We start from the raw sequence: 21,540 nt of genomic DNA on the forward strand, positions 1-21,540 counted from the left end.
GGGTCGTGCTGCTCTGCCGGGTCGTACGGCACGCCGTAGCCCTGGGTGTAGGCCTGGTCGTAGCCCGTCTGGTCGTACGACGGTGTCTGGGGCTGCCCGCCGTAGGCGTACGGGTCGTACTGGCCGCCCTGGTACGGGTCCGCCTGGTACTGCCCGTTGTACGCGTCCGCCGGGTACTGGGCGCCCTGGTACTGGTCGCCGTAGCCGGTGTAGTCGCCGCCCGGGTAGCCCGCCGCGTTCCACTGGCCGTGGTTCTGCTGCTGCGGGACCCCTGCGGGTGGCTGTTCCGGTGGCGCGGGCGCGGCCGGGAACTCCTCGGGTGCCGTGGCCCCTTCGGCCTCGGCCTGGGCGCGCAGGCGGCGGGCGCGGCGGCCCTCGCCGGCGACCGCCTGGGCCGGGACGACCGGCTCCTCGGGCAGGTCGTCGTCGACGTCGCGGCGCCGGCCCGGCAGGGCGAGCACCACGAGGACGACGGCGAGCAGGCCCTGCGCCCACAGCCACAGGGTGTGGGTGAGCGGGTCGTCGTAGGTGACGTCCAGCTTGCCGCCGGTGGCGGGGAGTTCGAAGCCCTGGGCCCAGCCGTCGACGGTGGTGCGGGTCAGCGGCTTGCCGTCGAGCGTGGCCGTCCAGCCGTCGGAGGCGGTGTCGGCCAGGCGCAGCACGCGTCCGTCGGTGCCGGTCGGGATCGTGGTGTGGATGTCGACGGGGCCGGCGGCGACGGGCTGGGAGGTGCCGGAGCCGGAGGCCGGGACGATGGCGGCGCGCGCGACCTCCTGGTCGATCCGCCACAGCGCCCCGCCGCCCTGCTGGCTCAGCCGGGTCAGCCCGGGCGTGGCGTCCAGGACACGGGTGACCTCGCGGGGCGCGCCCTGGTGGACGAGGACGTAGCGCACGGCGAAACCGCCGAGCTGGTCGGCCTGGTCGGCGCCGGAGCCGGCGACGAGGTTGGCGACGACCTTGTCGAGCTTGCCGTTCTCGCCGTCGGCCGCGGCGATCTCACCGTCGCCGAGGCGGGCACCGGAGCCACGGACCAGCATGTAGCCGACATGGGAGGCGGAGTCGCTGTCGAGGACCAGGGTGCGGGCCTGGTCGCGGGTGCCGCTCTCCTCGGCGACGAACGCGGGCACCTGGGTCGGGTCTCGCCGCTCCAGGGGCCCGTCGGCACCGCGGATGATCCAGCCGGCGGCGAGGAGCAGCGGGCCCGCGACCGAGGCGAAGGCGATCAGCGCGGCGACCGGCTGGCGCCAGCCGAAGCTCTGCTCGGCCACCCGCGCGCGTGCCCCGTCGGCGCCGAGGACGGCCGCGGCCAGGAGGGCGATGCCGTAGACCAGGGTCGCGGGTCCGGCCCAGGTGGAGCTGTTGGCCAGGACCGCGAAGACGAAGCCGGTCAGGGCGACGGCCCAGGCCGTCCGGATGCCCGACTGGCGTTCGGAGCGCAGCAGGGCGGCGAGCGCGGCCAGCACGATGCCGATCAGCATCAGGCCGCTGACGGTGCCGGGGCCGCCCGGGCTGGCGCCGAGCAGGTCGAGGGCGGAGGCGGCCGAGGGGCCGTAGTCCAGGCCGGCCTGCCGGAAGAAGCCGAACGGAAGCAGTGACAGCGACCAGGGCGCGAGGACCAGCAGGGGCGTGCCGAGCTGGGCGAGGAAGCGCGGTCCGTAGGCCGTGATCTCCGACCGGCGCAGGACCAGCAGCCCGGCGCCGAGGAGCAGCGCGATGGGCCACACGATCGGGGTGAACGCCGTGGCGACGGTCAGCAGCAGGGCGTAGGCCCAGGTGGCGCGCCAACTGCCTCGGGTGCCCGCGGGGTTGGCCAGGCCGCCGGCCGCGATGCCCGCGCGGGCGATGAGCGGCAGCAGCACGGCCAGGACGGCGGTGCCGATCCGGCCGCCGGCCAGGGCGCCGGTGGCGGCGGGCAGGAAGGCGTGGGCGACGGCCGCCCAGGCGCGCAGCAGCCGGGACTCCACCAGGGGGCGGGAGGCGAAGTACGCGGTGACACCGGCCAGCGGCACCGAGCCGATGAGCAGGACCGTCACGGCGAGGCCGGTCGAGCCGAACAGCAGGGAGGCCAGCATCGCCACGAGCGCGACGTACGGCGGCGTGGAGGAGGTGCCGCCGGCGGCGACCGGGTGCCAGGCGTCCAGGTAGCGCGCCCAGAGGTCGGCGGAGTCGGCCGGGGCGGGCAGCAGGGCGCCGCCCGCGAGCGCGCCGCCGCCGAGGAGTTCGCGGCAGGCGGCCAGGGAGACGAGCAGCAGGACCAGGAAGAGCACCGGGCCGGGCTTGCGTGCGATGCGCTTGAGCCGGGCGAACTGCTCGATCTCCAGGAAGTCCGCGTCGTCGCCGCCCGGGCCCGACTCGACGGCGCCGCCGTGCCGTCCCGCGCCGGCGGCGACTTCCGGGTCGGAGCGGCCGACGACGTTGCTCGCGACCTGTTCGACGGTGGCGCGGACGGTCGCGCCGGGCGGCGGGAACAGCGCCCGCAGCTCGTCCTTGTCGATCTGGGGTGCGCCTCTGCCGCGTCGTCCGGCGAGGATCCGCTCGGGCCTGAGCAGTGTGCCCATGAGGCCGCGGATCTCGTCGACGGCCTGTCCGGGGACCTTGCCGACGAGGTAGGCGAGCGTGCGCAGCAGGGTGCCGAGCACGATCCGCAGCAGCACCCAGGGCAGCACGGCCGTACGCGCGTTGACGAGGAGGGTGTAGACGGCGCCGGCCTTGTCGACCTTGTGCGGGGAGGCCGACGTGCGGCCCACGCAGTCGACGGTGCGGCGCTCACGGGAGGACGCCTCGGCGTGCCGGACGACCGCTTCGGGGGCGACCAGGACGCGGTACCCCGCCGCGTGCGCGCGCCAGCACAGGTCGACGTCGTCGCGCATGAGGGGCAGGTGCCGGTCGAAACCGCCGAGCTGTTCGAAGACGTCGCGGCGGACGAGCATGCCGGCGGTGGACACCGACAGCACGGTCCGGACGTGGTCGTGCTGGCCCTGGTCCTGCTCGCGGCGGTCCAGACCGGTCCAGCGGCGGCCGGAGTTGGCGATGGAGACGCCGACCTCCAGCAGCTGCCGCTTGTCGTACCAGCCACGGAGCTTGGGGCCCACCACGGCCACGTCCTCGCGGCCCAGCTCGTACTCGTTCTCCACGACCCGCAGCAGCTGGGCCAGGGCGTCGGGTTCCGGGGCGCAGTCGTCGTGCAGCAGCCACAGCCACTGCACCGGCTCGCCGTGCGGGAGGTCCGGCAGGTCGTACGCCTCGTCGCGCCAGGAGCGCGTGACCGGGTCCCAGCCGCTGGGCCGCTTCAGGTACGGCAGGTGCTCCGGGGTGAGGACCGGGGCGGTGCGGCCGCACTCCTCGACGGCCTGGCCGAAGCCGGTGCGGCGGGCGAGGTGCAGTACGCGGTCGGCGCCGAGGGCGTCGGTGACCAGCTGGGCGGAGTCGTCCGCGCTGCCGGTGTCGGCCCCCATCGCGTACTGGACGGGTCGCTCCTGGCCGACCAGCCCGGCGAGCGCGTCGGGCAGCCAGCGGGCCCCGTCGTGGGAGACGAGGACCGCGGTCACCACATGACGCGGGAACTCAGGGGGGCGGGCCGGGTCGAACGCGGCTGTGGCAGCGGGGTCGTGATGGGCTGCCGGGTGGCTGTGCACGGACATCGAGGTACGGGCCCCGGTTCGGTGGACTTCGGTGGACGCCCGCGACCGGTGGGGGCAGCGGGGCGTCTCGGACGAGCGACCACACTACTGGCAGTCCAATAGGGGCGGCGCGCAGCGCCTCGTTGAGGGGCGGTGGTCGGGAGACGGGCGGGCAGGGCGGCCCGCCGCCTGTGGACAACCCACCCGCGACGGGCCGTTCACGAAGAGGGGTGGAGTCAGACCGCGGCCTTCTTCAGCCGGCGGCGCTCCCGCTCGGACAGGCCGCCCCAGATGCCGAAGCGCTCGTCGTTGGCGAGCGCGTACTCGAGGCACTCGGAGCGGACCTCGCAGGAGAGGCAGACCTTCTTGGCCTCCCGGGTCGAGCCACCCTTCTCGGGGAAGAAGGACTCGGGGTCGGTCTGGGCGCACAGTGCGCGCTCCTGCCAGCCGAGTTCCTCGTCCGCGTCGTCGACCAGCAGTTGCTGCACCAGCTCGGTCATGTGCGCCCCTCGTCTGTTCTTTTCCGCGTCCCCGTGATGTAGCCGTTACCGATTCCGGCTGAACGACACGAGTGAAATTACAAGTGTGCTGCTCCGGGCGAGTCAAGCCGAGATCTGCTATTGAGCCCCTTATTCACTCTGCGGAACCAAGCCCATGCGGAAAGTGTTCAAATCACCATAAACCCTGACACACAGACGGAGCCCACGAGGGCACCCACCTTCCGCCGGACCCCTCGCAGACCTGTACGGAGAAGGACGCCCAGAGGTTCGATCTCGTTCCGACACGTACACCGAAGCGAACCGGATCACAGTCGGATCACGAGTACGCAACGGCGCTCGCGCGCACGGATGGACGCCATGTGTCCCGGACGGGCCATGAACAAACCTTTCATCTGAGCGGTGAACCGGAAGAGGTGAAACCCGTCCCACTTCCCGGGTGCCGAGTTGACAGTGGGGGTGTGAACCGGTGTCCTAGTGGGCATGCTCGCGAACTTGGCATTCACCTCGACCCGCACCGCCGGGTCCCACGGTGCTGCCCGCGCTCGCTGTAGCTGTTGCTGTTCCAGCTGTTGAGCCACACCCGCTCCAGCTGAAGGCCGAGCCACCCGTCCCTCGGCTCTCGTTCCCTCTGACCTTCTTTCACTGAGGAACCACCCCACCCCATGAACAGCGACAGCGACCTCCAGATCGCCGGCGACATCCTCGAAGTCGCGCACCTGCTCCAGGCCCCGCGCGAGCACCCGGCCACCGTCGCCGAGTTCGTCGGCCTCGCCCGCTCCATCGCCGCCGACCGCTCCCAGTGGGAGCACCTCGTCCGGTACGACGCGACCAGCCGCTGGTACCACCGGCTGCGCACCGGCCCGGGCTACGAGGTGTGGCTGCTGTCCTGGGTGCCCGGGCAGGGCAGCGGACCGCACGACCACGGCCGCTCCTCCGGTGTGCTGACCGTGCTGGACGGCACGCTGACCGAGCGCACGGACCGGGGAACGCGCGCCTTGCGGGCGGGCGCGCAGCGCGTTTTCGCGCCGGGGTACGTGCACGAGGTGGACAACGACACGCTGGAGCCGGCGGTGAGCCTGCACGTCTACTACCCGGGGCTGACGGAGATGCCGATGCACACGGCCCCGCACTGCGAGGCGCTGAGCGAGCCGGGCGCCCTCACCGCCTGACCGGTTGCCCTCACCGCCTGACCGGTTGCCGTGGCCGCTTGACCGGTTGTCGTGGCCGCCGACCGGTTGTCGTAGGGGCCTGCAAGACTGTCGCCCATGCGCATTGTGGTTCTGGCAGGCGGCATCGGTGGTGCCCGGTTCCTGCGCGGTCTGAAGCGGGCCGTGCCGGACGCGGACATCACGGTCATCGGCAACACCGGGGACGACATCCACCTCTTCGGGCTGAAGGTCTGCCCGGACCTCGACACGGTGATGTACACGCTCGGCGGCGGCATCAACGAGGAGCAGGGCTGGGGGCGCGCCGACGAGACCTTCCACCTCAAGGAGGAGCTCGCGGCGTACGGCGTCGGGCCCGAGTGGTTCGGCCTCGGCGACCGGGACTTCGCCACGCACATCGTGCGGACCCAGATGATCGGCGCCGGATACCCGCTCAGTGCGGTGACGCAGGCGCTGTGCGACCGCTGGAAGCCGGGCGTGCGGTTGATCCCGATGTCCGACGACCGCATCGAGACCCATGTGGCCGTCGAGGTCGACGGTGAACGCAAGGCGGTCCACTTCCAGGAGTACTGGGTGCGGCTGCGCGCCTCGGTGCCCGCGGAGGCGATCGTGCCGGTCGGCGCCGACCAGGCGAAGCCCGCGCCGGGCGTCCTGGAGGCCATCGCCGAGGCGGACGTGATCCTCTTCCCGCCGTCCAACCCGGTCGTGTCGATCGGCACGATCCTCGCCGTCCCCGGTGTCCGGGAGGCGATCGCGGACGCCGGGGTGCCGGTGGTCGGCCTGTCCCCCATCGTCGGCGACGCGCCCGTGCGGGGCATGGCCGACAAGGTGCTCGCGGCCGTGGGGGTCGAGTCGACCGCGTCGGCGGTGGCCGAGCACTACGGCTCGGGCCTGCTGGACGGCTGGCTCGTCGACACGGTGGACGCGGGCGCGGTGGAGCGCGTGGAGGCGGCCGGGATCCGCTGCCGTGCCGTGCCGCTGATGATGACCGACGCCGACGCGACCGCGCAGATGGCCCGGGAGGCGCTGGCACTGGCGGAGGAGGTGCGGGCGGTTTGAGCGGCGAGGTCTCGCATGACCGGCAGGGCGCCGACGGGTACCGGGTGTGGGCCCTGGGCGGTATGCCGGAGGTCACGGCCGGGGACGACGTGGCCAAGCTGATCGCGGCCGCCGAGCCCGGCCTGGCCGACGGTGACGTGCTGCTCGTCACCTCGAAGATCGTGTCCAAGGCGGAGGGCCGGGTCCTGCGGGCGGCCGACCGGGAGGCGGCCATCGACGCGGAGACGGTGCGGGTGGTCGCCCGGCGGGGCAGCCTCCGGATCGTCGAGACCCGGCAGGGCCTCGTCATGGCGGCGGCCGGGGTCGACGCCTCCAACACGCCGTCCGGGACCGTGCTGTTGCTGCCCGAGGACCCGGACGCCTCCGCCCGCGCGATCCGCGAGGGACTGCGGGACGTCCTGGGCGTCGACGTCGGCGTCGTCGTCACCGACACCTTCGGGCGACCCTGGCGCGCGGGGCTCACGGACGTCGCGATCGGCGCCGCCGGGGTGCGCGTGCTCGACGACCTGCGCGGGGGCACGGACGCGTACGGCAATCCGCTCAGCGCCACCGTCGTCGCCACCGCCGACGAACTCGCCGCCGCCGGCGACCTGGTCAAGGGCAAGGCCGCCGGGCTGCCCGTCGCCGTGGTGCGCGGACTGCCGCACGTGGTGGCGGACGGCGACGACGCGGAGGGCGCGCGGGCCATGGTGCGCGGCGCGCGCGACGACATGTTCCGGCTCGGTACGTCGGAGGCGGTACGGCTGGCCGTGACCCAGCGACGTACGGTCCGGGCCTTCACGGACGAGCCCGTCGACCCCGGAGCGGTACGGCGGGCGGTGGCCGCGGCGGTGACGGCACCGGCCCCGCACCACACCACTCCGTGGCGCTTCGTCCTGCTGGAGTCCGAGGAGTCGCGGACGCGGCTGCTCGACGCCATGCGCGACGCGTGGATCGCCGACCTGCGGCGGGACGGCAAGACGGAGGAGTCCGTCGCCAAGCGCGTGCGGCGGGGGGACGTCCTGCGGAACGCGCCGTACCTCGTCGTCCCCTGCCTGGTCATGGACGGCTCGCACACCTACGGCGATCCCCGGCGCGACACCGCCGAGCGGGAGATGTTCGTGGTCGCCGCGGGCGCCGGAGTGCAGAACTTCCTGGTCGCGCTGGCCGGGGAGCGGCTCGGGTCGGCATGGGTGTCCTCGACGATGTTCTGCCGGGACGTGGTGCGCGAGGTGCTGGGACTGCCGGCGGACTGGGACCCGATGGGCGCGGTGGCGGTCGGGCATCCGGCGGAGGAACCGCGGCCACGGCCGGAGCGGGACGCCGGGGCGTTCATCGAGGTGCGGTGACGGACGCGGGGCGGGGCCTACTCTCGTAGGGCCGCTCCTCTCGGATCCCAGGGATTTCATTCATGGCAGGACGATTCGCTCCCAGACCCACGCGTACAACCGTGCGCGGTGGCGAGGCCGTCGTACCTGTTCCGCGTCAGCAGGGGCGGGCGGACACCGGGCGGGTGCGGGACTGGGCGCCGGACGGGCCGCTGGATCTCGGGCTGGTGCTGGGGCCGCTGCGGCGTGGGCCGGGGGACCCGACGTTCCGTGCGATGCCGGACGGGTCCGTGTGGCGGGCCTGCCGTACGCCGGCCGGGCCCGGGACGCTACGGGTCTGCGCGTACGGCGGTGGGGTGCGCGGTCAGGCCTGGGGGCCCGGGGCGGAGTGGCTGCTGGAGCGGTTGCCGGAGCTGCTCGGCGCCGCGGACGACCCGTCGGCTTTCGTGCCGCGGCACCGGCTGGTGGCGGTGGCCCGGCATCGGCGGCCGGGGCTGAGACTGACGCGGACCGGTCTCGTGCTGGAGTCGCTGATTCCGTCGATTCTGGAGCAGAAGGTCACGGCCGACGAGGCGTACCGGGCGTGGCGGCTGCTGGTGCGCAAGTTCGGGGAGCCGGCGCCGGGGCCCGCGCCCGAGCGGATGTGTGTGATGCCGGCGCCCCGTACGTGGGCGCTGATTCCGTCGTGGGAGTGGCATCGGGCCGGGGTCGACAACAAGCGGGCGTCGACGATCCTGCGTGCGGTGCGGGTGGCCGGGCGGTTGGAGGAGGCGGTCCGGATGGAGCCGGGGGCCGCGCGGGCGCGGTTGGAGGTCGTGCCGGGGGTCGGGCCGTGGACGTCGGCCGAGACGGTGCAGCGGAGTCATGGGGCGGCGGACGAGGTGACCGTGGGGGATCTGCATCTGCCGCGGATCGTGGGGTGGGCGCTGGCCGGGGATCGGGATGCGGATGACTCCGTGATGCTGGATTTGCTGGAGCCGTATGCGGGGCAGCGGCATCGGGCGGCTCGGTTGATTCTGCTGAGTGGGAGGGTGCCGGGGCGGCGGGTGCCGAAGATGCCTCGGTGGGATATCGGGCAGTTGTGAGGGCTGCCCGTTTTCGGGGGCTCGGCGTTGGTGCTGAGGGCGGGGCGCTGCGCAGCCCGGCGGCGCGGGGTGCCGCTGCGCCCACCCGTGCCGCCCCAGCGGCACGACTGCCCGCAGCTAGGGCGGCACGACTGGCCGCAGCTCGGGCGGCACGACTGCCCGCAGCTAGGGCGGCACGACTGGCCGTAGCTGGGTTATTGGTCGGATGAGAAGCGGACCGCTGCTGGGGGGATTTGGGCGTCGCACCAGATGCGGGTGCCCTCCAGGAGTTCGTTGTCGGGGCCGACCGTCGCGCCGTCGCCTATGACCGCGCCGGTGAGGACGGAGCGTTCGCCGACCCGGGCCCGGGTGCCTACGAGGGAGTCGGTGATGACCGCGCCGGGTTCGATCACCGCGCCTGCGAGGATCGTGCTGCCGAACACGCGGGCTCCCTCGGCGACGAAGGCGCCCTCGCCCACCACCGTGCCGCCCGAGAGCTTCGCGTCGGACGCGACGGTCGCCGTCGGGAGGACCAGGCGGTCACCGCAGCGGCCGGGGACCGCGGGAGACGGGGCGCGGCCGAGGACCAGGTCCGCCGAGCCCCGGACGAAGGCCGCCGGCGTGCCCAGGTCCAGCCAGTACGTCGAGTCGACCATGCCCTGGAGGTGCGCCCCGGCGGACAGCAGGTCGGGGAAGGTCTCCCGCTCCACCGAGACCGGGCGGCCCAGCGGGATCGTGTCGATGACCGAGCGGCGGAAGACGTACGCACCCGCGTTGATCTGGTCGGTGACGATCTCCTCCGGCGTCTGCGGCTTCTCCAGGAACGCCAGGACCCGGCCGGTGTCGTCCGTGGGGACCAGACCGTAGGCGCGGGGGTCCGTGACCTTCGTGAGGTGGAGCGAGACGTCCGCGCCCGTAGTCGCGTGGGTGTCCACCAGCGCCGGGATGTCGAGGCCCGTCAGGATGTCCCCGTTGAAGATCAGCACCGGGTCGTCGGGGCCGGAGTGCAGCCGCGAGGCCACGTTGCGGATGGCGCCGCCCGTGCCCAGGGGCTCCTCCTCCGTCACGTACTCGAGGTGGAGTCCAAGAGCGGAGCCGTCACCGAAGTACGGCTCGAAGACCTCGGCCAGGTAGGACGTGGCGAGGACGATGTGCTCGACGCCCGCGGCTCTCGCTCTCGCCAGCTGGTGCGTGAGGAAGGGCACCCCGGCCGCCGGGACCATGGGCTTGGGCGTGTGCACCGTGAGCGGGCGCAGCCGGGTGCCCTTGCCGCCGACCAGGAGGATCGCTTCTGTCACGTGTCGTCTCTGCTTCCTGCCGGGACCGGCCGAACTGTCTTTCGGCCGGTCAGTGTATGCAGACCGTTCCGTGGCGCCTTCGCTGGCCGTGCGGCATTCCGCCCCGCTGCCCCCCGACGGCGGTGAAGGTGTGTCTCAGCGGCCCTGGTAACCGGCCGCCTTCGAGCGGGCCGAGCCGAGCTTGCCGTAGAGCTTGCGTCCCGGGCATGACGTGTTGAAGCCGTCCCGGTGACCTGAGATCACGTTCAGTCGAACCTTCTTGCCTTTTCGGTAGAGGTTGCCACCTCCCGACTTCAGGTATGTCTTGCCCCGCGGATTCATCCGGTACAGGCCGAGCTTCCACGCCGCGAGCCGGGCGATGCCCTTGACGGCGGCGGACGACGGCTTCTTGGACCCGTACGAACCGAGGACGGCGATCCCCATGCTGTTGCTGTTGAAACCACGGGTGTGCGCGCCGAGGACCGGCTTCGCCACGCCCCCCGCGCGGCCCTCGTAGATCTTTCCGCACTTGTCGATGAGGAAGTTGTAGCCGATGTCCCGCCAGCCCATGCTCTTGACGTGGTAGCGGTAGATACTGCGGATGAGTGAGGGGGCCTGCGAGCAGCTGTAGCCGTTGCCGCTGGCCGTGTGGTGCACGAAGACCGCCTTGACCTTCTTCGTGTAGACGAACTTGCTCTCCCGCAGCCCCTCGTTCGCGCCCCAGCCTCGCCGCGTGACGATCCGCGGCCGCGGGCCGACGTACGGCTTCGCGAGCTGTGCCTGCGTCAGCGCGTCGGCGTTGAGAGCGAAGTACTCCTGCTCGGTCTCGGCGCGGCTCAGTTCCGAGATCTCGGTGGCGCCGAGGGGGGCGAGTCCGGCGTTGGCCGCGGAGGCCGCGTCGGCGGCGGCGACGGCAGCGGCGTCGGTGACGGCGGAGTCATCGGCGTTCAGTTCGGCGGTGCGGGGGATTTCCTCCGGAGCCCCGGGGAGTGCGGCGGCGTCCGTGGTGTCCCCGGAGAGTGTGCCCCCGGCCTGGGCGCCTTCCGCCGCGTCGCCCGGGTCCACGAGTTCGAGGCGGAGGCCGGAGGGGAACGCGGACGCGCCGGGCGGCTCGTAGGCGCCCGTGCCGTGTGCGCCGGGGGCGGCGTCCGTGTCGTCGGGGTCGGGGGTGACCCGGAGTTCCACACCGTCGGACCTGCCCACCCACAGGGGTGCCGTGGCGCCCCGTACCCGGCCCGGGGCGCCCTCGGGGGTGTTCGGGTCGGACCTGTGCTCGGCGGTGTGCGTCTCGAGGTCCTGCCAGCCCGTCCAGGTGCCGGTGCCGGCGGTGCGGGTGCGGACCTGGACGCGGCCGTGCAGTTCCACTTCGGGGTCGTCCCAGATGACGCCGACGAGGGAGAAGCCGCGTACGGCACGGCGGGGCAGGCCCAGTTCGGCGGTGCCGGGGACGGTCGGGGTGGCGCGGCTCTGGGTGAGGGGTTCGAGGGGGAGGGACTGGGTGCTGCCGGGGGCGTACGGCTCGGCGGCGCGCCGGTCGGTCGTGGTGGTGGTTGTCGTAGTGGTGGTTGTCGTGGTCGGCGTCCCCGCTCGGGGCGCGGGTCTCGCTGTCGTGGCGGCTTCCGCGGTGGGTACCGGTCTCTCCGTCCCCGCCAGGGCGGGGGGAGCGAGCGGGAGGGCCAGAGCGGCCGCACAGGTGACACCGATGGAAGAAGCAAGGAATCCACGCATGCCCCTGATGTTGGACATGGTCATATAACTCTGTCCATTTGGGATGTGACGCTCTGTCGCCCAGCGTGCGGCCGAACCGGTGACGGAGCGGCGGCGGGGCGACGGCCGGGGCGTTGGGCGCGGGCTCGTGCGGCACGTACGCTTGCGCGGGTGAACGCCACCGATCGCACCCCTGCCGACCTGCTGGGTTCCGCGCTCGCCGCGGATCCGGGACGTCCCCTTGTGACCTTCTACGACGACGCCACCGGCGAACGCGTCGAACTCTCCGTGGCCACCTTCGCCAATTGGGTGGCCAAGACCGCCAACCTCCTCCAGGACGAGTTGTCCGTCGAACCCGGGGACCGGGTGGCGCTGTCGCTGCCCGCGCACTGGCAGACGGCGGTGTGGCTGCTGGCCTGCTCGTCGGTGGGGGTCGTCGCGGACGTGTCGGGGGACGCGCGGGCGGCCGACGTCGTGGTGAGCGGGCCGGACGGGCTGGAGGCGGCGCGGGCGTGCTCCGGGGCGCGGATCGCGATGGCGCTGCGGCCGCTCGGGGGGCGGTTTCCGCAGGTTCCCGAGGGGTTCGTCGACTACGCGGTGGAGGTGCCGGGGCAGGGGGACCGGTTCGTGCCGTACGCGCCGGTGGATCCGGAGGGGCCTGCGCTGATCGTGGCGGGGCGGGAGTTCAGTGGGGCGGAGGTCGTGGAGCGGGCTCGGGCGGAGGCTACGGGGCTGGGGCTTACGGGGCCGGGGTCGCGGATTCTGTCGGGGTTGCCGTACGACACGTGGGAGGGGTTGAACGCGGGGTTGTACGGGCCGTTGGCCACGGGGGGGTCTGTGGTGTTGTGCCGGCATGTGGAGCTTGCCGGGGACGGGGTGCTGGACAAGCGGGTGGAGAGTGAGCGGGTTACGGCTATCGCCCGGTAGGGCGTCTTGCGCGGTGCTCGGCGTTGGTGCTGGGGGCGGGGCGCTGCGCAGCCCGGCGTTGCGGGGTGCCGCCGCGCCCACCCGTGCCGCCCCAAGCGGCACGACTGCCCGCAGCTAGGGCGGGCGCCTCGTTTGGGCTAGCCCCATCCCTCCCCCGGGCTCCTTTCGCGCCACAGTCGTAGGAGAAGTGCGCGTGGCGCGTTCCTACGTCAGGGGTCAGGAGGGGTCCTGTCTTGGCCGGCACCAGTGGTGGGTCCTTCCGGAGGCCGGGGGCGAGTGTGGGGGCCTCGGCCAGTGGGCGGGGGCTGGTGCGGCGGCGCCGGCGGCGGTGGGCGCGGTGGACTGCGTTCGGGATCACCGTCGTGGTCGTGGCGGCCGCGGGGGCCGGATGGGCGGTGTACGCGAAGCTCAGCGGGAACATCACGCCCGACGAGGCAGCCGCGGCCGAGCTCGCGCGGTACGAGAAGGAACGGCCCACCTCACTGATCAAGGACGCGCGGAACATCCTGCTCATCGGGTCGGACTCGCGTCAGGGCGACGACAACGCCCGCTACGGCCGGGACTCCGGGACCGAGCGGTCGGACACCACGATCCTGCTGCACCTGTCCGCGGGCCGGGGCAGCGCCACCGCCGTCTCCCTGCCCCGGGACCTGATGGTGGACGTGCCGGGCTGCCGGCGCCCGGACGGTTCCCGCAGCGCGCCGAGGTTCGCCATGTTCAACCAGGCGTTCCAGCTGGGCGGCTCGGCCTGCACCATCCGGACCGTCGAGAAGCTCACCGCCATCCGTGTCGACCACCACGTCGTCGTCGACTTCCACGGCTTCAAGCGGATGGTCGACGCGGTCGACGGCGTCGAGGTGTGCCTGAAGGAGCCGATCGACGACCGGGCGGCCAAGCTGCGACTGCCCGCCGGGCGGGTGACGCTCGACGGCGAGCAGGCCCTCGGCTACGTCCGCGCCCGCAAGTCGCTCGGCGACGGCAGCGACACGGAACGCATGGAGCGGCAGCAGCGCTTCCTCGGGGCACTCGTCAACAAGGTACGGAGCAATGACGTCCTGCTGAATCCGGTGAAGCTGTATCCCGTGCTGGACGCCGCCACGTCCTCTCTCACAACGGACCCGGATCTGGCGAGCCTTCGCGGTTTGTACGAACTCGTGCGGGGGCTGCGCGACATCCCCATGGAACAAGTGCAATTCCTGACCGTGCCTCGGCAGTCGTATGCGTACGACACCAATCGCGACCAACTCGTGGAGCCGGCGGCGGAGAGGTTGTTCGAGAGGCTGCGTACGGACACTCCGGTGGCGATCACCGGGTCCGGGTCGAACGGTTCCGCGCCCCTGAGGCCTGCCGATTCGCGTGACGGATCGTACGAGGATTCGCATGCGGCCCCGTTTGCCGAGCCCGTCGTCACCGTTTCTCCTCCACCGACGTTCCGCGGGAACACGGCAGCCGAGGACACCTGTGAGTAAAGCGGGCACCAAGGCAACTCCAAGGCAACGAACTCTTCACCCAGGAAATGGGCGAATTGCCCAAGTGTAGGGACGTGGAATTTGTCACCGTCGTCGCTCGGCACTGAACTGGGCGGTTAGTGTGAGCGATCCCGGTGCGCCCCGGCTCTGAGGACGGTCCTGAGATCGCGCACTGTGTGACCGAGACCCGGGCGCCTTGAGGGGAAGGCGCCGCGCCCCGACGGAGGAAACAGGCAACCGTGGACGCGCAAGGCCGTGGGCGGGCGGACGACATCGATCCCGCAGACCAGTGGGTGATCAATCCGAGCACCGGTGAATACGAATTGCGACTGCCCCCTTCCGCACCGCAGTCGGGTGTTCCCGGGCCCCGCAGGCCGCCGTCCTCCGACTCGGGTCCGCCGGCGCGCGGCCGTACGGAGGCGCCCGGCCGGCCGCGGCCCGAGACGCCCGGCCGTGCGGTGCCGCCGCGCAGGCGCCGCGGGGCGCCGCAGGAGCCGCTGCCCGGGCGCCGCGGGCGGCGGCCCGCCAAGCAGGCCTCGAAGGGCAGGAAGGCCCTGCTCTGGACCGGTGGCGTGATGGCGTTCGTGCTGGTCGCCGGGGCGGGCGCCGCGTACTTCTACATCGAGCACCTGAACAACAACATCGCGTCGGTCTCCGACGACGGCGCGAGCACCGGTGGCTTCGAGAAGGACAAGGCCATCAACATCCTGTTGATCGGCACCGACAAACGCACCGGCGCGGGCAACGAGAAGTACGGCGACGCGGGCAGTGTCGGGCACGCCGACACCACGATCCTGCTGCACGTCTCCAAGGACCGCTCGAACGCGACCGCGCTGAGCATCCCCCGTGACCTGATCGTCGACATCCCGGACTGCCCGACCACGCAGGAGGACGGGTCGCAGAAGGTCATCCCGGGGACGCCGCGGACCCGCTTCAACACCAGCCTCGGCCAGGACGGCCGTACCCCCAGCTGCACCATGCGGACCGTGACGGAGCTGACCGGGGTCAAGCCGGACAACTTCATGGTCGCCGACTTCAACGCCGTCAAGACGCTGACCAGCGCCGTCGGCGGGGTCGAGGTGTGTCTGGGCAAGGACATCGACGACCCGGACTCGCACCTGAAGCTGTCGAAGGGCAACCACACGATCGAGGGCGAGCAGGCGCTGGCCTTCGTGCGCACCCGGCACTCGGTCGGCTTCGGCGGCGACCTGAGCCGGATCGGGCTCCAGCAGCAGTTCCTGAGCGCGCTGATGCGCAAGCTGAAGGACAACGACACGCTCAGCAGCCCCTCGAAGATGCTCGATCTGGCGGAGGCGGGCACGAAGGCTCTGACCGTCGACTCGCAGCTGTCCAGCATCGGCAAGCTGAAGGACCTCGGTCTCGAGCTGGGCAAGCTCAACACCAAGAACCTGACGTTCGCCACGACCCCGGTGATCGACAACCCGGCGGAGAAGGTCCCGACCACGGTCGTCCTCAACGACTCGTCGGCCCCGCAGGTCTTCTCCATGATCAAGAACGACGTCTCCTTCACCGCGGTCAAGGAAAAGAAGAAGAAGGAAGCCGCCGCGGTGGCCGCCCGGTTGAAGGGCACCAAGTCCGCGGCCTCCGAGGTGCGGGTGCGGATCATGAACGGCGGTGCCGTCGCCGGCAGCGCGCAGGAGACGCTCAGCTGGCTGCAGAACGAGGAGGGCGTGAGCAAGTCGGAGAACGCGGGCAACGCGCCCGCCTCCCTGGCGAAGACCACGCTCGAGTACGCCCCCGACCAGGCCGACCAGGCCCGTCGCCTCGCCGACATCATGGGCCTGCCCGGGTCGGCGCTGAAGCCGGGCGAGAGCGTGGAGAACGCCCAGGGCGTACCCGCGATGACCCTGACCCTCGGCAAGGACTTCAAGGGGGCGGGCGCCTCCCAGACCACTCCGACCAAGGCGCCGGCGGACGTGGACAGGTCCACGGCGGACAAGGTCGAGTGCGCCGAGTGACCTGACGGGCCTGATGCACGTCTCACAGGGCGTAGGGCAGGCCTTGTCCGGTGACAACGGGGGTGGGGAAGCAAGATGGCACAGAGCAGCAGTGTGTACGGGGAGGGGACGAAACGGGGTGCCGTCCCACGTGAGCCGGCCCGGGGCAGGTCCGCCGGGCCGGGCGGCGGGGACGGCCCGCGGGGCCGTCGGCCGCGCCGCGGGCGTCGCGCCCTGCGCTGGTCGGCGACCACGCTCTCCGTGCTGGTCCTGGGGACGGCCGGGGCCGGTTACCTCTACTACGAGCACCTGAACGGCAACATCGAGAAGGGCCAGCGCAGCAGCGGCGACTCCAAGGCGACGAAGACCGCTCCGAACGCGGCCGGGCAGACGCCCCTGAACATCCTGCTGATCGGCTCCGACAGCCGTAAGTCCGACGAGAACGTGAAGCTCGGCGGCGCCCGCAACGAGCGCGGCAACCCGCCGCTCGGCGACGTGCAGATGCTCATCCACCTGGCCGCCGACCGCAAGAGCGCCTCCGTGGTGAGCATTCCGCGCGACACCCGGGTCGACATACCCAAGTGCACCGATCCGAGGACCGGAGAGACGTACCCGCCGGTCAACAAGATCATCAACACCTCGCTGGCCCGTGGCGGAGCGGGCTGCACGCTGGCGACCTGGGAGAACCTCACCGGCGTCTACATCGACCACTGGATGACGATCGACTTCGCGGGCGTGGTGCAGATGGCGGACGCCGTCGGCGGGGTCGACGTGTGCGTCGAGCAGAACGTGTGGGACCGTCCGTTGCCCGGCGTGCCCGGCGGCTCGGGCCTGAAGATGAAGGCCGGCCACAAGAAGGTCCAGGGCGTGCAGGCGCTCCAGTGGCTGCGCACCCGCCACGCCTGGGGCAGCGACCCGCTGCGGGCCAGGGCGCAGCACATGTACATGAACTCGATGATCCGCACGCTCAAGGCGCAGAACGTCTTCACCGACACGGGCCGGCTGACGGACCTGGCCGAGGCGGCCACCAAGTCGCTGAACGTGTCGGAGGAGATCGGCACGGTGAAGAAGCTGTACGACCTGGGGATGCAGCTGAAGACGGTGCCGACGGACCGCATCACCATGACGACGCTGCCCACGTCCGAGGACCCGGAGGACGTCAACCACCTGATCCCGGCAGGCGCCGACGCCGACCGGGTGTGGGCCATGCTCCGCGACGACGTGCCCTTCGACGGCAAGGGCGGGAAGCCGCGTTCGAAGAAGACGGAGAAGGCGCGGAAGGCGGAGAAGGGTTCGCGGGATCCGGCCGCGGCGGACGGTGCGATCGGCGTGCTGGTGCAGAACGCCACGCGTTCCAGCACCCTCGGTCCGGTCAGCGGACGCGCGGCGGCCCTCGCCGGGTCGCTCGTGGGCCAGGGATTCACGAAGGCCGCCGCTGACACCTCGCCCGCGCGCTCCGAGGAGCGGACCGTCGTGCGCTATCCGAGCGCCGAACTGGAGGGCGATGCGCGGCGCGTCGCCAAGTCGCTGGGTATTCCGACGAGTTCGGTGAAACAGTCGACCGACGTCTCCGGTGTCACGGTCGTGGTGGGCGCCGACTGGCGTACGGGCACGGCCTATCCGAAGCAGGCGGCGCCGAAGGCCGGGAACCTGCCCGGCGACGCGGACGCGCTCAATGGTTCCGACGCCGGAAAGTGCATGGACGTGTACGCGCCGTACCGCTGGTAGCGGACGAGGCGTCACGCGCACACGAACTCCTCGAACTTCCGTTCATGAATTGGGCTGGATTGCCCAAATGTATGGATGTTGAATTTGTCATTCGGCGCACATCGGCGTTCAACTGGGCGGATAGTGTGAGCGATCCAGTGCTTCTGTGATGACCAAGTACCCGTGCGCCTTCCGGGGGGAGAGGGCGCCGCGTGCCCAGACGGAGGAAACAAGCAACCGTGGACGCGCAACGCCGTGGGCGGGGGGAACCGATCGACCCCGCAGACCAGTGGGTACTCAATCCGAACACCGGCGAATACGAACTGCGACTGACTCCATCCGCAGCGCAGTCGCCGGGCGCCGGGACACGCGGAGCCACCGGCGGCCGCGGTACCGGCCGTGGGACGGGCCCCGGGACGACGACCCGTACCGAGGTCCCGCCGCAGCGCAGACGGCGCGGCGCCCCCGAGGAGCCGCCGCCGGGACGGCGCGGCGGACGGCGGCCTGCCCAGCAGAAGCCGAAGAAGGCGAAGAAGGTGCTGCTGTGGACCGGCGGCACGATGGCGTTCGTACTGGTCGGGGTCGGCGCCGCCGGCTACTTCTACCTCCAGCACCTGGCGGGCAACGTCACGACGACCGACGTCGGCAGCGCGGGCGCGAGCAACTTCAGCAAGGACGAGGCCTTCAGCGTCCTCATCATCGGCACGGACAAGCGCACCGGTGAGGGCAACGAGGGCTACGGCGACAAGGGCAGCTCCGGGCACGCCGACACCACGATCCTGCTGCACGTCGCCGAGGACCGCTCCAACGCGACCGCGCTCAGCATCCCCCGCGACCTGATCGTGGACATCCCGGACTGCCCGACGAAGCAGGAGGACGGCTCGGAGAGGATCGTCGCCGGGCAGCAGGCCGTCCGCTTCAACCGGAGCCTCGGGGAGAACGGCCGGGACCCGGGCTGCACCATGCGCACGGTGCAGGAGAACACCGGTATCCGGGTCGACCACTTCATGATGGCCGACTTCAACGCGGTGAAGACGCTGACCACGGCGGTCGACGGGGTCGACGTCTGCGTGGAGAAAGCGGTCAACGACAAGGACTCCAAACTCGTCCTGCCCGCGGGCGAGTCGAAGGTCGAGGGCGAGCAGGCCCTCGCGTTCGTCCGCACCCGCAAGAGCTTCGGCAACAGCGGCGACCTCGACCGGATCAAGGTCCAGCAGCAGTTCCTGGGCTCGCTCATGCGCAAGATGTCCTCCGGTGACACCCTCACCAGCCCGTCCAAGCTGCTGAAGCTCGCCGAGGCCGCGACCGAGGCGCTGACGGTGGACAAGGCGATCGGCAGCGTCGGCACGCTCAAGGACGTCGCGCTGGAGCTGAAGCAGGTGCCGACGAAGAACATCACCTTCACGACGGTGCCGGTGAAGGACAACCCGGCGGAGACCGTGAAGGCGACGGTCGTCCTCGACGAGACCAAGGCTCCCCAGGTGTTCGACATGATCGCGAACGACGTGTCGTTCACCGAGGTCAAGCGGCAGAAGAAGAAGGAGAAGGACGCCGAGGCCGCGCGGCTGAAGGGCACCAAGGCCCCGGCCTCCGAGGTCCGGGTGCGGATCCAGAACGGCGGTGCCGTCGCCGGCAGCGCCCAGAAGACCCTCCAGTACCTCCAGGTCGAGGAGGGCGTGACCAAGTCGGAGAACGTGGGCAACGCGCCCGCCGCACTGGCGAAGACCACGCTCGAGTACGCCCCCGACCAGGCCGACCAGGCCCGTCGCCTCGCCGACATCATGGGCCTGCCCGGGTCGGCGCTGAAGCCCGGCGAGAGCGTGGCCAACTCCCAGGGGCTGCCCTCGATCACCCTGACCCTGGGCAAGGACTTCAAGGGCGCGGGTGTGAAGCTCGACGCCCCGGTCGAGGCGCCGGACGTGGAGAAGTCCACGGCCGACAAGGTGAAGTGCGCGAGTTGACCCGCTGAGGGCAACTGACAGGCCCGTCGTGCGTCTAACAGGAGGCAGGACGGGCCTGTCGCGTGCGCGGGGGGCGGGAAGGACCGGGGAAGTGACGCAGAGCGGTGTGCGGGAGAACGAGACGCGGGGCGTCCGCGGTGAACCGGGCCCGGGCGAGGCGGAGCCGGCGACGGAGACCGAGACGGAGACGGCTGACGAGGGCGGACCGGCGAAGGACACCGGACCGGACGCCCAGGCGGGTGCACAGCCCCCCGGCGACGGCGGTGACGGCGCTGAAGGCCGGAGCATCGCGGGCCGCCCCCGGCGTCCGCGGCGGCTGCTGAAGTGGTCCGCCGCCGTGCTCGCCTTGCTCATACTCGGGACGGCCGGGGCCGGTTACCTCTACTACCGGCACCTCAACGGCAACATCAAGAAGGACGCCCTGAACCTCGGCGACCACAAGGTCGCCGCTCCCACACCGAACGCCGCCGGTCAGACCCCGCTGAACATCCTGCTCATCGGCTCCGACGCCCGCGACACCGAGGAGAACCAGAAACTCGGCGGCGCCCGCGAGACGTTCGGCGGTACCCCCCTCGCGGACGTCCAGATGCTGCTGCACCTGTCCGCCGACCGCACCAACATGTCGGTCGTCAGCATGCCCCGCGACACCCTGGTGAAGATCCCGAAGTGCACCGACCCGGACGACGGGAAGGTGTACCCGGCGACCCAGGGCCGGACCATGACCAACCAGAGCCTCGGGCACGGCGGTCCGGGCTGCAGCGTGGCCACCTGGCAGGAGCTCACCGGCATCCACATCGACCACTTCGTCATGGTCGACTTCGCCGGCGTGGTGTCCATGGCCGACGCCGTCGGCGGTGTCCCGGTGTGCGTCGACGCCAACATCCACTCCCGCACCTCCGACGGCAAGGGCTCGGGCCTGAAACTGGAGAAGGGCACCTCGTACATCCAGGGCGAGCAGGCCCTGCAGTGGCTGCGCACCCGCTACGGCTTCGAGGACGGCAGCGACCTCGCCCGCGCCAAGGCCCAGCACATGTACATGAACGCGATGGTCCGGCAACTGCGCGACAACGCCACCCTGAGCAGCCCGAACAAGCTCCGCAGACTGGCCGAGGAGGCCACCCGGGCCCTGACGGTCGACACCGGCCTCGACACCGTCAAGAAGCTCTACGACCTCAGCAACGAGCTGCGCAAGGTGGAGCCGGAGCGCATCACCATGACCACGATGCCCAACCGGTACGTCGGCGCCCGTGTGGAGCCCACGGACGACGCCGAGCAGCTGTTCCGGCTGGTGCGCGAGGACATCGCGCTGGACGGCAAGGACAAGGCCCGGAAGCAGACGGCGGAGGAGGCCGCCGCCGACCCGGCCGCGGCCGACGACGAGATCCCCGTCCAGGTCCGCAACGGCACCCGCACCGACACCCTGGCAGCGGTACGCGGACGCGCGAGCGAGGTGACCGGGCTGCTGACGGAGAAGGGCTTCGCCCAGGCCGTCGCCGACACCACCGGCTCGTGGAGCGAGGACGGCACCGTCGTCCGCTACCCGAGCGCCGACCTGGAGGGCGACGCCCAGCGGGTCGCCAAGGCCCTGGGCATCCCGCTCGGTTCGGTGAAGCGGTCCACCGACGTCACCGGCGTCACACTCGTCGTGGGCGCCGACTGGCGTACCGGCACGACCTACAAGGCTCCCCGGCGGGACGACAAGACCCCGAAGTCGGCCGAGGCGCTCAACGGCGCGGACGACAAGGCCTGCATGCACGTGAACCCGGCGTTCACCTGGTGACGGAAACGGGCCCCTCCCGCAGGGGAAGGGGCCCGGAC

General features: G+C 71.7%; 14 protein-coding genes. 10 read left to right on the forward strand and 4 right to left on the reverse strand.

The annotated features are described in order from the left end of the window. Both SSQG_RS15255 and SSQG_RS15260 read right to left on the reverse strand, forming a co-directional pair. Positions 1-3,641 (reverse strand): glycosyltransferase family 2 protein (locus SSQG_RS15255; protein ID WP_003990678.1); only part of this gene is annotated, 3,641 nt, incomplete at its 3' end. Positions 3,642-3,856: 215 nt separating this feature from the next. Next, a complete protein-coding gene (locus SSQG_RS15260) occupies positions 3,857-4,120 on the reverse strand; it encodes a WhiB family transcriptional regulator (protein WP_003990679.1) in 264 nt (87 codons plus the stop codon). A 662-nt stretch (positions 4,121-4,782) separates the two neighbouring features. Between SSQG_RS15260 and SSQG_RS15265 the strand changes: the two genes are divergently transcribed. The 4 genes from SSQG_RS15265 to SSQG_RS15280 all read left to right on the forward strand — a co-directional run bounded on the left by SSQG_RS15265 (position 4,783) and on the right by SSQG_RS15280 (position 8,737). Beyond that, the gene (locus SSQG_RS15265) at positions 4,783-5,289 is read left to right on the forward strand and encodes a cysteine dioxygenase (protein ID WP_003990681.1); all 507 of its coding nucleotides are present in this window, start codon (positions 4,783-4,785) and stop codon (positions 5,287-5,289) included. Positions 5,290-5,385: 96 nt separating this feature from the next. Then, positions 5,386-6,345 carry a 2-phospho-L-lactate transferase gene (gene cofD / locus SSQG_RS15270; protein WP_003990682.1) on the forward strand — a complete coding sequence of 320 codons (960 nt, stop codon included), beginning with the start codon at positions 5,386-5,388 and terminating at the stop codon, positions 6,343-6,345. Then, positions 6,342-7,673, forward strand: a complete 1,332-nt coding sequence (locus SSQG_RS15275; RefSeq protein WP_003990683.1) for a coenzyme F420-0:L-glutamate ligase — start codon at positions 6,342-6,344, stop codon at positions 7,671-7,673. The genes cofD and SSQG_RS15275 overlap by 4 nt, the downstream gene beginning before the upstream one ends. Before the next feature lie 62 nt (positions 7,674-7,735). Beyond that, positions 7,736-8,737, forward strand: coding sequence for a DNA-3-methyladenine glycosylase family protein (locus tag SSQG_RS15280; protein WP_003990684.1), 1,002 nt, complete (start codon positions 7,736-7,738; stop codon positions 8,735-8,737). Between the two features lie 194 nt (positions 8,738-8,931). Here the strand turns inward: SSQG_RS15280 and SSQG_RS15285 are convergent, their stop codons facing one another. Both SSQG_RS15285 and SSQG_RS15290 read right to left on the reverse strand, forming a co-directional pair. Beyond that, a complete protein-coding gene (locus tag SSQG_RS15285) occupies positions 8,932-10,014 on the reverse strand; it encodes a sugar phosphate nucleotidyltransferase (protein ID WP_003990685.1) in 1,083 nt (360 codons plus the stop codon). A 135-nt stretch (positions 10,015-10,149) separates the two neighbouring features. Beyond that, on the reverse strand, positions 10,150-11,721 hold the full coding sequence (locus SSQG_RS15290; RefSeq protein WP_039935089.1) for a peptidoglycan recognition protein family protein: 1,572 nt from the start codon (positions 11,719-11,721) through the stop codon (positions 10,150-10,152). A gap of 150 nt (positions 11,722-11,871) precedes the next feature. Between SSQG_RS15290 and SSQG_RS15295 the strand changes: the two genes are divergently transcribed. The 6 genes from SSQG_RS15295 (at position 11,872) to SSQG_RS15320 (ending at position 21,502) form a co-directional block, all read left to right on the forward strand. Further along, a complete protein-coding gene (locus SSQG_RS15295) occupies positions 11,872-12,627 on the forward strand; it encodes a TIGR03089 family protein (protein WP_003990687.1) in 756 nt (251 codons plus the stop codon). Between the two features lie 278 nt (positions 12,628-12,905). Beyond that, positions 12,906-14,096, forward strand: coding sequence for an LCP family protein (locus SSQG_RS15300; protein ID WP_003990688.1), 1,191 nt, complete (start codon positions 12,906-12,908; stop codon positions 14,094-14,096). A gap of 239 nt (positions 14,097-14,335) precedes the next feature. Further along, the gene (locus tag SSQG_RS15305; RefSeq protein WP_078506857.1) at positions 14,336-16,075 is read left to right on the forward strand and encodes an LCP family protein; all 1,740 of its coding nucleotides are present in this window, start codon (positions 14,336-14,338) and stop codon (positions 16,073-16,075) included. A gap of 75 nt (positions 16,076-16,150) precedes the next feature. Next, the gene (locus SSQG_RS15310; RefSeq protein ID WP_208865649.1) at positions 16,151-17,782 is read left to right on the forward strand and encodes an LCP family protein; all 1,632 of its coding nucleotides are present in this window, start codon (positions 16,151-16,153) and stop codon (positions 17,780-17,782) included. 218 nt (positions 17,783-18,000) lie between these two features. Next, a complete protein-coding gene (locus tag SSQG_RS15315) occupies positions 18,001-19,722 on the forward strand; it encodes an LCP family protein (protein ID WP_039932785.1) in 1,722 nt (573 codons plus the stop codon). A 91-nt stretch (positions 19,723-19,813) separates the two neighbouring features. Further along, positions 19,814-21,502, forward strand: a complete 1,689-nt coding sequence (locus tag SSQG_RS15320; RefSeq protein ID WP_003990692.1) for an LCP family protein — start codon at positions 19,814-19,816, stop codon at positions 21,500-21,502. Positions 21,503-21,540: the final 38 nt, after the last annotated feature.

The sequence above is a fragment of the Streptomyces viridochromogenes DSM 40736 genome (assembly GCF_000158955.1).
Lineage (GTDB): Bacteria > Actinomycetota > Actinomycetes > Streptomycetales > Streptomycetaceae > Streptomyces > Streptomyces venetus.

Coding starts and splice junctions, on each gene's coding strand:
- SSQG_RS15260 (WP_003990679.1), bottom strand. CDS start 4,120: ATGACCGAGCTGGTGCAGCAACTGCTGGTCGACGACGCGGACGAGGAA.
- SSQG_RS15265 (WP_003990681.1), top strand. CDS start 4,783: ATGAACAGCGACAGCGACCTCCAGATCGCCGGCGACATCCTCGAAGTC.
- cofD (WP_003990682.1), top strand. CDS start 5,386: ATGCGCATTGTGGTTCTGGCAGGCGGCATCGGTGGTGCCCGGTTCCTG.
- SSQG_RS15280 (WP_003990684.1), top strand. CDS start 7,736: ATGGCAGGACGATTCGCTCCCAGACCCACGCGTACAACCGTGCGCGGT.
- SSQG_RS15290 (WP_039935089.1), bottom strand. CDS start 11,721: ATGCGTGGATTCCTTGCTTCTTCCATCGGTGTCACCTGTGCGGCCGCT.
- SSQG_RS15310 (WP_208865649.1), top strand. CDS start 16,151: ATGGCACAGAGCAGCAGTGTGTACGGGGAGGGGACGAAACGGGGTGCC.